The organism is Ochrobactrum vermis, from assembly GCF_002975205.1.
In the GTDB taxonomy this organism is placed as follows: domain Bacteria; phylum Pseudomonadota; class Alphaproteobacteria; order Rhizobiales; family Rhizobiaceae; genus Brucella; species Brucella vermis.
On sequence record NZ_PCOC01000002.1, the window covers coordinates 1,972,448 to 1,985,064 of the forward strand.

Genomic DNA, 12,617 nt, shown 5'->3' on the forward strand with positions numbered 1-12,617 from the left:
GCCAGCCTCCTAAGCCCCAACAGGCCGGCGGTTATTAAGTGAACGCTCTAACAGAGAAAAACAATTCCCCTGTTCAGGGGGGTATATCACAAAGAAGAACCCGCCTTCTTGTCCAGAAACGACTTGTAACCGTCGACAGAGATTGAAAGATCTCGTGAATCAGTTTGATATTTATTTGGAGTTAGACCAAACTTTTTTTGTGTTATGTGTGAATTGATGCTTTTAAAGGGAAATTCCGCTCTGTGAACTCAAGAGAAACTTGAAATCGCACGCGTCCTCCCGTTTAAGCGTGAATGCATTCGTAACAGTTCGTTTCTGGAGATACCCCACGTGTCATGCGCAAACTGGATGTTCGCTTTCCGGCGTCTTCTGGCGCTACGGGCATTGATCGCGTTTTTCGCGATCTGCCAGATCACCTATTTCACCGGCGCGGGTGACGCTGCGCCGCCCACCACACTGACCATCGTCGCTCCGAATGGAACCACGCGCGTGCTGACCGGTGAGGACTTCACGAAACTGCCGCAGAACAAGTTGCAGACGAACACCGCATGGACCGAAGGGCCGCAGAGTTTCGACGGAGTTCTGCTGCGCGACGTGCTGGCAACAGTGGGAATAAACGGAAAAGATGCTGCCAGCCGTTCGATCACGGTGCTCGCGCTCAACGACTACAGCATCAGCATTCCGCTGGAAGACGCCTACAAATACGACGTCCTCGTCGCGCACAAGATGAACGGCAAGGAGTTGAACCGGCGTGACAAGGGGCCATACTGGATCGTCTACCCGCGCGACCAGCATGAGGAACTCAACGATTCGCGCTATGATCATCGCTGGGCATGGCAGCTGAAGCAGATCGAGGTGAAATGAGACTCAAGCGGGGCTATATTCTTTCCGGCCTGGTCATGGTGGGTTTTGCGGCCCTGCTCGCTTATGCATTCATTCAGCTTCTCGTCATCCAGAAATCGCTCGCAACCTATGTCGGCGAAAACATGGTCTGGGCCATCACCCAGACCGAACGCGATGCCGGGCGGCTGGGCGAAGCAGCGCTGACGCTGCCAAGCGGCAACACCAACACAGCCGATCTCTCGCTCCGTCTCGACGTTCTTTACAGCCGTTTTGCGCTTCTGGCGGACGCCCCGCAGAAGAAATATTTCGCCCATATTCCGGGCGGCAGCGACACCATCCAGCGCAATGCCGACCAGCTTCCCGAAATCGAGGCGATGATCGATGCCGAGCCGGATAAATTCGACCCGATTGCCATCTATGAAGCACTCGTCCCCATGCGCGAGGAACTGACCAAGGTTGCCAATGATGCGATGATACTGGAGCGCGATCGCGGCGGGGCGCAGCGTGACCAGCAATTGCAGTCGATCTATCTGATCATGTTCGCGGTGCTGGGCATCATGGCCACCGGTGCCATCCTGTCATGGCAGGTGTTTTCCAACATGCGCAAGGCCGAGCGCGCGCACAAGGCGCTGCAGGAATACAAGCAGCAACTGGAGCACACTGTCGCCGACCGCACCGCCGCTTTGCGTGAAGCACTGGAAAACGAACGCAAGGCCAAGGAGCTTTACAAAAGCTTCATCACCACTGTTTCGCACCAGTTCCGCACTCCGGTATCGATCATCGACATCATCGCACAACGCTTCATCCGCCGCGCCGACGAATTCACGCCCGAAATCATCATCGACAAGGCCAAGCGGATGCGCAATGCCAGCCGCCGCCTCATTCTGCTTCTGGAGAGTACGGCCAATGCGGAGCGTCTCGATGAGAACGGTTTTCAGATCAACCGCCAGCCAGTCGATTTTTCGGAACTGGTCCGCAATACCTGCGCCTATCATCAGGAACTGCATCCCGAGCTGGAACTGGTGACGAACATCCAGGAAAGCGAGGTCTTCTGTTATTGCGACGGCATTCTGGTCGAACAGATTCTGGTCAACCTGCTCGGCAATGCCACCAAATATTCGCCTGCCGACAAACCCATCGAAGTGACCACGGAAGAAGACGAGAACGGCTTCCGATGCATCGTCCGCGACTACGGCATCGGCATACCTGCGGAGGATACCGACCGCATCTTCACGCGCTTTTTTCGCGCCAGCAACGCATCCCACATGGCAGGTACCGGCCTTGGCCTCAGCCTGTCGCGTGCTTTGGCCGAATTGCACGGCGGAACGCTTGTCTTCACTTCGATTGAAGGACAAGGTACGGTGTTCATTCTGACCCTACCAAAGGTGGCCCAGCATGCGACTGCCTGAAATTCTTCCCGCGCCGACAGTCCTCTGCATCGAGGACGAAACACATATTCTGGAAGAGCTGATCGACGAATTGAGCACTTCGGGTTTCAACGCCCTCGGCGCTGCAAACGCGGCGGAAGCCCTGCGTGTGCTGGACACGACGACACCCGACATCATCATCTGCGATATATTGATGCCCGGCACCAACGGCCTGCAGTTTCTGGAACAGATTCGCAGCTCCCGTGCCGACCTTGCCGGGACACCGTTCCTGTTTCTGACCGCCCTTGCCGACCGAAGCCATGAGCTGACCGGCAGGGAAGCAGGCGCTGACGATTACCTCACCAAGCCGATCGATTTCGACGTTCTCATTCTCACGATCCGTGCCAGGCTCAATCTCGTCGCGCGTGTGAAAGCCATATCCACCCATCCGGTGGTGGTGGAGTCAGACGGCGAGTTCATCCATCTTTCACGCCGGGAAACCGAAGTGCTGAAGGAAATCGGCGTCGGACACCGGAACGGCGAGATCGCCCGCAAACTTGGACTATCGGAACATACAGTCAGCGACTATGTGAAGGCGATCTATCAAAAGCTGAGCGTTTCTTCTCGCGCCGAGGCAACCCGTGAAGCCATAAGGCGCGGCCTCATCGACATGAGATAAGCCTATGCGGAGTTCAAACATATTTGTTTGGGGATGACCCGTAATGACCTCGACAACCCGAAAGCCCCAAATTACGATTTGCTCATGAAGCAACCGGTTCGACGACGCGCTGTCTTCTTCATTGGCGGCTACGACCCGAAAACGCCCGAGGCGTTTTTTGGGCGATTGAATAGAGAAATCAAGAGGTTCGAGGCACTTTGGGGCGTTCGCTCCGATGTTTCCGATATAAACGTATCGCCTGATCGTGAAATCGGCTCCGTGTCGATCAGAACCGCTCCAGCCGACGCCAGTTGGTCCACCGAAACAGACTTCAATTTTCTGGTGCTGGACAGAATAGTGCTGGCGGATTTCGACCACCCCCTTCCAGTCAGACTGGTCAAATATCTTGTCGCATTCGGCGATTTCGTCATAACCGGCACAGCCTTTCGCTTCTTTGCCAAGGCGTGGCGCTTCGGGCTCTATTTCCTATACCCGTTTCTGGTGCTCGCCTTGTTCGCAGCCGCGGGCTATGCGGTGGCGCGGTGGACGGTCCAGTGGCTGGGGACTGCGAGCTGGCTCATTGGCCTGTTGGTTTTTTCCGCAGCACTCGCCGTTCTCGGCAAGCGATGGTCAACCAACCATCTGATGGATCTGTGGTCGTTTTCGCTCAATTTCATTCGGGGACGGCGGCAGGATGCCGATGCCCTGATGCAGCGTTTTGCAGCAGCTATCGCCGAACGTGTCGCGACGAAACACTATGATGAAGTCATTCTGATTGGCCACAGCACCGGCGGCATGCTGATGCTGGACGTCGCAGCGCGCTGCCTGACCGTCGATCCCGATTTCAGCAGCCGCGCGTCCAAAGTAACGGTGCTCACTCTCGGATCGACGGCGCTCAAGGCCGGATATCACCCCGCCGGCAAGCATTTTCGCGAAGGCGTGCAACGGCTGGTGGATGATGGCAAAATCGACTGGGTGGAAATCCAGTGCCTCACCGATGCGATTAATTTCTACAAAACCGATCCTGTGGCCGAAATGGGCCTGAAGCGAGCGCCGCAGCGGTCCTTCCCTGTCACAAAGACCGTGCGGATGAAGGAAATGCTGCAGCCAGAAATCTACAAGCGTGTAAAGCGCAACCTTTTTCGCGTGCACTATCAATATGTATTCGGAAATACGAAGCCCTATTGGTATGATTTCTTTCAGATCTGCTGTGGGCCGACCTCACTCAGAGATCGGACAGACGACCGAATAATCGGTGCCTTGCCAACGAAGGAAACTATTGCCGAATGACACCGACACTGGCCGCTATCGTCTGGGGCATCGGGCTTGTCGCCTGGGTCGTTATCCGCATTCCGCACCAGCGACGTGCGCGCAAAATCAAGGTTGCGAACAATGCAAGGACGCTCGCTGACAGGCTGGCTCTGGGTGCAGCAACTGTCGGCCTGTCGCTGATCCCGATCATCTATGTCGCAACGGGCTTCCCCGCCTTTGCCGATTATGCTTTCCAGCCATGGCTGGCCTGGATCGGGCTGATTGTCGAAATCGGTTTCCTCTGGTTGTTTTATGCAAGCCACCGCCAGCTCGGCAAAAACTGGTCCGTCTCGCTTGAAATCCGCCGCGAGCACAAGTTGGTAACAGACGGGCTTTACAGATATGTCCGTCATCCGATGTATGCATCGTTCTGGCTGTGGGCGATTGCGCAGTTCTGCCTGCTGCCGAACTGGTTTGCCGGTCTTGCCGGGCTTGTCGGTGTCGCCATCCTTTATTTCTATCGGGTCGAGCACGAGGAAGCGATGATGCGCGCGGCATTCGGTGCTTCCTATGACGAATATGCCAGCCGGACCGGACGTATCATTCCAAAACTCAAGTTCTAGTGATTTGGCTGAAACAGCTCGGCGCTCTAAATATCTGTTTCGATGCGCCTTGTTCGAAAGCCGTTTCATGGTTCTCGAACGCGCTCCAACAGGTATCGAAGATGATTTCAAAGCCGAATAGTTTGCGTTCGAAACCTTTCACCCGTCGCAGCCTGCTGATTGCCGGAGCTGCATTTACACTCTTCAACGGCGTAGCACTCGCGGCACCGAAAGCGCCTTCCAAAACCTCGTCACAGGCTGATGTCTACCTTCTGCGCGGCTTCGGGGATATTTTCTCCACCGGTATCGACGAGATCGGCAAGCAATTGCAGGCCAACGGTGTTGATGCACATGTCGAAGGGCATCAGGCCTGGCGTTTCGTGCTGAACCAGATACTCGCCGACCAGAGGAAAAATCCGCGCGCACCCGTCATTCTGATCGGCCATTCGCTCGGCGCCAATGCCGTCATCGATATTGCTGCTGCCCTTGAGCCGAAGGGCATCCAGGTCGCCTATATGGCCACCTTTGCCGCAACAGCGCCTGCCCCTTTGCCCGGCAACATCAGGCGCGTGGTGAACTTCTATTTCAAGCAGCATGGCTGGGGCCTGCCGCTCACGGCCGGTCCGCGTTTCCGGGGAAGTCTCGACAATCGCGATTTCTCTGACATGAAGGATATTGGCCATTTCAATATCGAGAAACAGCGCCCGCTTCAAAGTGAAGTGGTTCGCAATGTGCTCGGCATTATCCGCTCAAGATAAGCTGGAAAAGCCGATTGGCGGAAGAGAATGGGAGTCGAACCCACCAAAGACCGTCTATCGGCCCCTCCCGGATTTGAAGTCCGGACATGCCACCGGGCATGCATCCCTTCCTGATATTGAATTCATTCCATAAATTCGCTCTTCATTCCTACAGCACGAGCAATCATAGCGTCAATCTGGGCTGCTGTGTTCCAGCCGCCGATCACTGAATGATGCAGGTTCCCGGCCAGTCTCTACACGACCTGTTGGCGCAGCCGCCAATGACGGCCAGAACAAGTATCAGGCAGATGGCTGACGATAAAGATTTCACTTCGTTCCTCCGGTTTGCGCTACTTCCCCTTGCGCGAAATCGCCGAACAAGTCCAGCTTGCGGCGGTTCAGGCGGCGCATGTCTCCACGGCGTATCGTGACGCTGTTGCGATCAAAAAATTCCAATATTTGGATCGCCACCTTGCGACCGCTGTCCACCCGGTCGCGGAACCGCGCCGCAATGAACCAGCCGCTATCGAATGCCACATCCATATCCGACAGGATACCGATCATTTCGGCAATTGTCGCCCGCAGGAAAAAATGGTCATGCGCTACTTCATGCACCTGCCCCATGCGCCCGGAAAGCTTGAGCAGACGGCGAATATCCTCCTCCCGCTCGTCGAGCTGTGCTGCAATATCGCGCACGCGTGGCGGTCGAAAACGGGCATCGCCTTCAAGCAGCGGCGCGATGCGTAGCCAGAGCGCCCCATCGGCATCGCTCATCGTGACTTCATGGTCGCGCAGGCGAAGCCAGGCACCATCCAGCCTCAGCAGATCCGCATCGACCAGCGCGGCGATGGCCGCACGGAAGGCAGGCGCAGGCAGGCGCGGTTTCAACAACAACCGCAGCCGCTCGACACCCATGCCGATCAGGTCGGGATTCTCGTCATGGAAAGTTTTCAACCTCGCAACAATATCGTCACCCAAAGCATTCCATCGCTCGGGCAAAAGCAAGAGCGCCGAATTTGCTTGGCGGAGTATCACTGCATCAAGCGCTTGCGCCAAACCTTGCGGATCGTCCGGCAGCGCGCGGTCGCGCAGATATGCAGCTGCATCGAGAAAATATGGCTCGACGGATAGCAGCGCCCGTGCCGCTTCCACAGGGTCGTCAATGGAATATGCGTCGAGCTGTGCCATGCGCTCCGGGCTGCGGCGCTTGCGTTGCGGTGGGCGAAGATCAAGAAAACGTCCGCCGCCGATGGTCCGTTGCGCGGAGACATCCCGGATGACGAAACGATCTCCAACCGCAGCCGCAACGGGACGATCCAGCACCAGTTGCACCCGGTTTTCGGTGCCAGGTCGAAGCTCTTCATCCCGCAAAAGCACGATCCGCGCACCGACTTCAGTCGCGGCATGATGCAGGCGAACCGGGAACCACTGACCGATCGACTTTTTCTCCGAGGGCAGGATTTGCACCGATGCGTCGATGCGGTCCGTCGGGCGATGAAGGCCGGGTGACACCAGCATGTCGCCGCGATGCACCGCCTCTTTTGATATGCCGTCGCCTGCCAGATTGAGCGCGCAGCGATCACCTGCCTGCGCGGTTTCACTCGGTCGGTTCTGCGCATGAATGGTGCGGACACGCGCTTCCTTGCCGGACGGGCTGATGACCAGATGGTCGCCAATGGCGACCTTACCGGACAGCACCGTGCCCGTGACGACTGTGCCGGCGCCCTTGAGTGTGAAAGAACGATCCACGGCAAGACGAAAGCGACCGTTTGTCCGCCGCTCGCCGAATGCATGGGCTTGCGTTTCCAGCATCGTCCTGAGATCGTCGATCCCGGCACCCGTCACGGTGGAGACCGCCAGTACGGAGATATCGGAAAGTCCCGTCGACGCCAGCTCATTGCGGATAGCGGTTTCCACTTCGGCAAGACGGCGAGGTTCGACAAGGTCGGATTTGGTGATGACAGCTATACCGCACCGGATACCAAGCAGGTTGACGATTGCCAGATGCTCACGCGTTTGCGGCATGATCCCGTCATCGGCAGCGACAACCAGCATGACGAAATCAATACTCGCCGCACCGGCCAGCATCGTATGCACGAATTTTTCATGCCCCGGCACGTCAACAAAGCCGAGTATATCCTTTTCGTCTCCGGACAAGGCCAGATAGGCAAAGCCGAGGTCGATCGAAATGCCTCGCGCTTTCTCTTCCTTCAGCCTGTCCGTGTCGACCTGCGTGAGCGCACGAACCAGCGAGGTCTTGCCATGATCGATATGTCCCGCCGTTCCGACGATCATGGCTTTTCGTTCAGCGCATTACGCGCCGCCTCGATGAAAGAGGCGGCAAGCGCGCTGCCGCCTGCCTCGGCACGAAGCAGATATTCGTAAGCCGCCACCGGGTCACGTTCCACACCCATGCCAAGATGCAGCGCCGCGCCAAGCATGGCTTCCCCATCCGCGTCGCCCGCCGCAGATGCTTGTCGCCACCAGTACACAGCCTGAGACGGATCACGCGGTACGCCGAGAGCATTATGATAGATCATGCCAAGCCGGGTCATGGCTGCAGCAACGCCGCCTGCCGCTGCCTTCAGCGCCCATTCGCGCGCCTCGACGGGGTCGGCAGTAATCACCTCCCCTTCCATGAACATCCAGCTCAGCATGTCCTGCGCCTGCGGATCGCCCTGTTCTGCGGCAAGCCGGTACAGCCTTGCAGCTTCCGGGTAGTCGGCTTCAATGTCTTCGCCCTTGAACAGCAGCGAAGCCAGATTGCGCTGGCCGGAAGCATCGCCAGCCGCAGCAGACAAGGTCAGCCAGCGCTGCGCGAGACTGATATTTTTTTCCACACCCATGCCGCCCGCAAAACAGGCACCGATATTGTTCTGGGCGCGGGCATTGCCTGCGCGCGCCAGCGGCTCCCAGATGGAGAGCGCCGTTGGATAGTCACCCGCCTTTGCAGCGACAAGCGCCTTCTCCAGCGCTTGCGCTGTCGTATCCGGCTTCGGTTTGCGGGTGAAGAGATCAGCGAGCCGCATAGGATGACAGGTTCCGAACGAAACTATTCTCGTCGTCAAGGCAGCGCAGATCGAGCACCAGTGCGCCCTTTTCGATCCGTCCGATGACCGGCAGAGGCAAAGCGCGCAAGGCACTCGCAAGCGCTGTCAGCGCGGAGCCGCTACCGTCCTTCGGCGCAATCGACAATCCGGCGCTTGGAACAGTCGAAAGCGGCAATGCGCCGGAACCGATCTGGCTGGCGCAATCAGTCACCATGACAGTGAAACCCGGTCCGAGCTTTTTCTCCAACTCCGGCTTGAGCCGTGCCGCCTGCGCGGCAACTTCGGCCTGTGGGCGCGCCAGATAGCGAATGGTCGGCAGCTTTTCGGAAAGCCGTTCCGGATTGCGATAAAGTTTCAGCGTTGCTTCAAGCGCTGCAAGCCGGATCTTGTCGACCCGCAGAGCGCGCTTTATAGGGTTCTTGTTGATGCGAGCAATCAGATCACGCCGCCCGACGATAAAGCCCGCTTGCGGCCCACCGAGAAGCTTGTCACCGGAAAAGGTGACGATATCCGCGCCCTCGGTTACCGCTTCGCGTACGGTCGGCTCATGTGCGAGACCGAAAGAAGTCAGATCGGCAAGCGTACCGGAGCCAAGATCATTGACCAGCGGCACGCCCTTCGCTTGTGCAATGGCGGCCAGTTCTGATGCTGCGACTTCCCGCGTAAAACCTTCGATACGGTAATTCGAGGTGTGGACCTTCAGCACCAGTCCCGTATCGGCGTTGATTGCATTCTCGTAGTCGCGCGGATGCGTGCGATTGGTGGTGCCCACTTCGACAAGCCGTGTACCGGCGCGGGTCATGATGTCCGGCATGCGGAAAGCGCCACCGATCTCGATCAGTTCACCGCGCGAAACAATGGCTTCCTTGCCCGAGGCAAGACTGTTCAGCACCAGAAGCACCGCAGCGGCATTGTTGTTGACGACGGTGGCATCTTCCGCCCCGGTCAATTCGCAGACAAGCGCCCGCAGATGGTCGTCACGCTCGCCGCGCGATCCCGACGACAGGTCGAATTCAAGTGAAACCGCCTGCCGCATCGCTTGCGTGGCGGCCTCGATTGCGGCTTCGGCAAGAATCGCGCGCCCCAGATTGGTGTGCAGGACGGTTCCCGTCAGATTGAACAGCGGGCGCAGGCTCGACTGCCCTGACGCTTCAAGTACATGGAGAACCCGTTCAGCCAAATGCGTATTGCTGGAAAGCGAAGCACCGGATTTTACAGCATCGCGCTCATCGCCCAGCGCCTTGCGCACAGCCTCCGTCACCGACAGGTGGCCAAAACGCTCCAGTGCCGCGACAAGTTCAGGCATATGCAGGATGGTGTCCACAGACGGAAGGTGACGCAGCGAGGTCTTGATCTGGTCCATGACGCCTCACAGTCCAGCTAGAAGCGGGGAGAAACCGCCTCGCCTGTAAGGCGTCTCGCGCATCAATATATCGAGACCGAGGCTCGCAATGTCGTCGGTCATCGGATCGGCATCTGCCGAAAGCTGCTGATAGATGATCTTGACCCAGCGCTGGCATTCGTCACAGGTTTCGGCCTTGATGATGCCGCCACCTTCCTCGACTTCCTTGTAGCCGATGCCCTTTGTGGAGCCGCAGCACACGCATTTGACCCGGACATAATGCCAGAGCGTGTTGCAGACGGAACAGGAGCAGAAGCGCGCGCCATGCGCACCATGCCAGCCCACGACCATCGAGCTTGACGGTATGCTGCCGCAGGTCGGACAAACGCCATCGGCAACGGGCTTCAGCGACTTCGGGTCGAGCGCCGCTGCAAGCCGCGTGAAATGGAGCTGCAGTCCTGCCCAGATGTAGATGTGTTCGGCTATCGCGTCCGGCGGCAGAACACCGGCGAAGATGGCCTCGATCATCCGGCGACGCTCAACGACATTGCCATTCGCCACACGCTCCAGCGCATCGGCTGCATCCTGCGGCTTGGCAATATTGCGGGCACGTTCGAACAGCCGGTCGAAGACAGCGCCGAACGCCACCTCGGATATGGCATCTGCACGATCGAGCGCCGGCATGCCGAACTCGCGTCCCCGGTCATTCCCTTGCAGCGCGACGACAGGACCAAGACCAGCCGCTATTTCTGACTGCGCCTCGCTCAGATCGGCGATAAATTCCAGATAGGGTTTCAGCGGGCTGACCGAGCCCAGAAGACGCAGACGCTCTGCTCGTTTGGCAAAAAGCGCGCCGGGGTCCGGCAATTGCACAAAGGGTGGGGCCGATATTTCGCCGATGACCGTCGGGTCCGGCACCAGATCTTTCTTGCCTGCCATGTCACTCCTCACGAACCCAACGGGCCACGTGGACCACTGAATATGATTACCTTCGGATCACGACCGAGTAAGTTCTAGAGCGGTTCCCGTTTAAAACGGAATTGTCGGAACCGCTCTATCTATTTGTTTTCACGCATTATCCGACCCAAAACCGCTTCGCACTTTTGGCTCGAAAATGCTCTAAGCGGCAGGCTTGCTACCGCCTTGTTTCACTTTCTGCTTCGATGTCAGTTCGCGCAACCACTTGCGGTGATGTCGCCATGCCCAGCCGCCAGTGACTGTGCCGCGCGTCATCGCATGGATCGTGCCCTTGACCCAGATCGCAGCATAGACATGCACGATCCAGACGCAGATCGCTGCCACCGCTGCCATGGAATGAACAAGCAGAGCCCAGCGCTGCTGGTTGATGCTGGTATAGGAGCCGAAATATTCGTTCCAGATCATCACGCCGGAAATGATCAGAACGACAATCAGCAGTGACATGGACCAGAAAACGAGCTTCTGACCGGCATTATATTTGCCGACTTCGGGCAGTTTTTCTTCGTGACCGGCGATCACGTCATTGGCCTGTGCCAGCCATTGGCTGTCTTCGCGCTTCCACAGATTGGCACTCCAGAAGCGCACGAAAAGCCCAAGAAAGCTGAAAAACAGCACCACGCCGATCCATGGGTGGATGGTGCGCGTCCATTGCCCGCCGCCAAACAGGCCTGACAGGAAAAACAGCCAGGGGTGGAACATGGCAAGACCGGACAAGGCCAGCAGCACGAGGCTGATGGCGGTGATCCAGTGATTGAAGCGTGCGCCGCCGGAATAGCGGTGCACCCTGACCGGCTTGCCAAGTTCTATCCCGTCGCCGCGTTCAACATCGTCAAAGTCGGTCTTGCTCATGAGTTTTTCTCTCCCGTGAGCTTTTCGGCCTGTTCCTCGTCATGCTCTGTCACGACATTCGGACCCTTGAAGACATAATGCAGCAGACCCGCTGCGGCAGCCAGCCCCATTGCGGCCATGCCTGCATATTTGGACACGCCTTTCCACGCCTCGACAACTGGGCTGATGCGCGGATTGTTCGGCAGATTGGCGTAGATTTCGGGCTTGTCGGCATGATGCAGCACATACATGACATGTGTGCCGCTGACGCCCGGCGGATCGTAAAGCCCGGCATTTTCAAAGCCGCGCGATTTCAGATCCTTGATGCGGCCGTCGGCCCATTCCTTCATCTCGTCCTTGGTGCCATAGACGATGGCCTGTGTCGGGCAGGCCTTGGCACAGGCCGGTCCTTGCCCAACCGCGATGCGGTCGGAACAGAGCGTGCACTTGTAGGCTTTGTGAGTCACTTCCGAAACGCGCGGAATGTTGAACGGGCATCCTTTTATACAATAGCCGCAGCCGATGCATTCATCATGGATGAAATCGACGATGCCGTTGGAATATTGCACGATTGCGCCCGGCGCCGGACAGGCTTTGAGACAGCCGGGGTCTTCGCAATGCATGCAGCCATCCTTGCGGATAAGCCATTCCAGATTGCCGGTATCGGGATTGTCCCATTCGGTAAAGCGCATCAGCGTGAAGGTATTCGGCGTCAGGTCATGCGGATTGTCATAGACACCCACATTAATGCCGACTTCCTCATGCGTGTCGTTCCATTCGGCACAGGCCGCCTGGCAAGCCTTGCAGCCAATGCATTTCGACACGTCGATGAGCTTCGCCACTTCAGTCTGGCGTTCTGCGGGCGGCGTCACATTCGACGCCGACCGCCTGATCAGGTCCTTTTCACCGAAACGCGGCTGTTGCGGCTGGACGCTAGGATTGGGAACGGGTGGAAACATCT

The 12,617-nt window shown here is 57.8% G+C and carries 12 protein-coding genes and 1 tRNA gene; 6 read left to right on the forward strand and 7 right to left on the reverse strand.

Annotated elements, in window-relative coordinates; genetic code table 11:
- Positions 1-330: 330 nt before the first annotated feature.
- The 6 genes from CQZ93_RS23395 to CQZ93_RS23420 all read left to right on the forward strand — a co-directional run bounded on the left by CQZ93_RS23395 (position 331) and on the right by CQZ93_RS23420 (position 5,479).
- A complete protein-coding gene (locus CQZ93_RS23395) occupies positions 331-864 on the forward strand; it encodes a putative pterin-binding protein (protein WP_286154242.1) in 534 nt (177 codons plus the stop codon).
- Positions 861-2,252 (forward strand): sensor histidine kinase, encoded by a 1,392-nt coding sequence (locus CQZ93_RS23400; RefSeq protein WP_105544910.1) that lies wholly within the window; start codon positions 861-863, stop codon positions 2,250-2,252. The genes CQZ93_RS23395 and CQZ93_RS23400 overlap by 4 nt, the downstream gene beginning before the upstream one ends.
- Complete coding sequence (locus tag CQZ93_RS23405; RefSeq protein ID WP_105544911.1) at positions 2,239-2,889, forward strand: response regulator transcription factor; 651 nt, start codon at positions 2,239-2,241, stop codon at positions 2,887-2,889. Before CQZ93_RS23400 ends, CQZ93_RS23405 begins: the two co-directional genes overlap by 14 nt.
- Positions 2,890-2,973: 84 nt before the next feature.
- A complete protein-coding gene (locus CQZ93_RS23410; RefSeq protein ID WP_105545276.1) occupies positions 2,974-4,158 on the forward strand; it encodes a lipase family protein in 1,185 nt (394 codons plus the stop codon).
- Entirely contained in the window at positions 4,155-4,742 is a 588-nt protein-coding gene (locus tag CQZ93_RS23415; protein ID WP_105544912.1) for a protein-S-isoprenylcysteine O-methyltransferase, read from the forward strand. The genes CQZ93_RS23410 and CQZ93_RS23415 overlap by 4 nt, the downstream gene beginning before the upstream one ends.
- A 101-nt stretch (positions 4,743-4,843) precedes the next feature.
- Positions 4,844-5,479 carry an alpha/beta fold hydrolase gene (locus CQZ93_RS23420; protein ID WP_105545277.1) on the forward strand — a complete coding sequence of 212 codons (636 nt, stop codon included), beginning with the start codon at positions 4,844-4,846 and terminating at the stop codon, positions 5,477-5,479.
- 15 nt (positions 5,480-5,494) lie between these two features.
- On the opposite strand, the gene CQZ93_RS23425 is transcribed toward CQZ93_RS23420, so the two are convergent.
- The 7 genes from CQZ93_RS23425 to fdxH form a co-directional block, all read right to left on the reverse strand.
- Positions 5,495-5,590, reverse strand: a tRNA-Sec gene (locus CQZ93_RS23425).
- 195 nt (positions 5,591-5,785) lie between these two features.
- Positions 5,786-7,753, reverse strand: a complete 1,968-nt coding sequence (gene selB / locus CQZ93_RS23430) for a selenocysteine-specific translation elongation factor (RefSeq protein WP_105544913.1) — start codon at positions 7,751-7,753, stop codon at positions 5,786-5,788.
- On the reverse strand, positions 7,750-8,487 hold the full coding sequence (locus CQZ93_RS23435; RefSeq protein ID WP_105544914.1) for a tetratricopeptide repeat protein: 738 nt from the start codon (positions 8,485-8,487) through the stop codon (positions 7,750-7,752). Before CQZ93_RS23435 ends, selB begins: the two co-directional genes overlap by 4 nt.
- Complete coding sequence (selA, locus tag CQZ93_RS23440) at positions 8,474-9,871, reverse strand: L-seryl-tRNA(Sec) selenium transferase (RefSeq protein WP_105544915.1); 1,398 nt, start codon at positions 9,869-9,871, stop codon at positions 8,474-8,476. Before selA ends, CQZ93_RS23435 begins: the two co-directional genes overlap by 14 nt.
- A gap of 6 nt (positions 9,872-9,877) precedes the next feature.
- Entirely contained in the window at positions 9,878-10,789 is a 912-nt protein-coding gene (gene fdhE / locus CQZ93_RS23445; RefSeq protein WP_105544916.1) for a formate dehydrogenase accessory protein FdhE, read from the reverse strand.
- A 180-nt stretch (positions 10,790-10,969) separates the two neighbouring features.
- A complete protein-coding gene (locus tag CQZ93_RS23450) occupies positions 10,970-11,677 on the reverse strand; it encodes a formate dehydrogenase subunit gamma (RefSeq protein WP_105544917.1) in 708 nt (235 codons plus the stop codon).
- Positions 11,674-12,615, reverse strand: coding sequence for a formate dehydrogenase subunit beta (fdxH, locus tag CQZ93_RS23455; protein ID WP_105544918.1), 942 nt, complete (start codon positions 12,613-12,615; stop codon positions 11,674-11,676). The genes CQZ93_RS23450 and fdxH overlap by 4 nt, the downstream gene beginning before the upstream one ends.
- Positions 12,616-12,617: the final 2 nt, after the last annotated feature.

Excerpts from the sequence above, each read along its gene's own strand:
- selB (WP_105544913.1), bottom strand. The coding sequence starts at position 7,753 with ATGATCGTCGGAACGGCGGGACATATCGATCATGGCAAGACCTCGCTG.
- CQZ93_RS23410 (WP_105545276.1), top strand. The coding sequence starts at position 2,974 with ATGAAGCAACCGGTTCGACGACGCGCTGTCTTCTTCATTGGCGGCTAC.
- CQZ93_RS23450 (WP_105544917.1), bottom strand. The coding sequence starts at position 11,677 with ATGAGCAAGACCGACTTTGACGATGTTGAACGCGGCGACGGGATAGAA.
- CQZ93_RS23405 (WP_105544911.1), top strand. The coding sequence starts at position 2,239 with ATGCGACTGCCTGAAATTCTTCCCGCGCCGACAGTCCTCTGCATCGAG.
- CQZ93_RS23420 (WP_105545277.1), top strand. The coding sequence starts at position 4,844 with ATGATTTCAAAGCCGAATAGTTTGCGTTCGAAACCTTTCACCCGTCGC.
- CQZ93_RS23435 (WP_105544914.1), bottom strand. The coding sequence starts at position 8,487 with ATGCGGCTCGCTGATCTCTTCACCCGCAAACCGAAGCCGGATACGACA.
- fdhE (WP_105544916.1), bottom strand. The coding sequence starts at position 10,789 with ATGGCAGGCAAGAAAGATCTGGTGCCGGACCCGACGGTCATCGGCGAA.
- CQZ93_RS23415 (WP_105544912.1), top strand. The coding sequence starts at position 4,155 with ATGACACCGACACTGGCCGCTATCGTCTGGGGCATCGGGCTTGTCGCC.
- fdxH (WP_105544918.1), bottom strand. The coding sequence starts at position 12,615 with ATGTTTCCACCCGTTCCCAATCCTAGCGTCCAGCCGCAACAGCCGCGT.
- selA (WP_105544915.1), bottom strand. The coding sequence starts at position 9,871 with ATGGACCAGATCAAGACCTCGCTGCGTCACCTTCCGTCTGTGGACACC.
- CQZ93_RS23400 (WP_105544910.1), top strand. The coding sequence starts at position 861 with ATGAGACTCAAGCGGGGCTATATTCTTTCCGGCCTGGTCATGGTGGGT.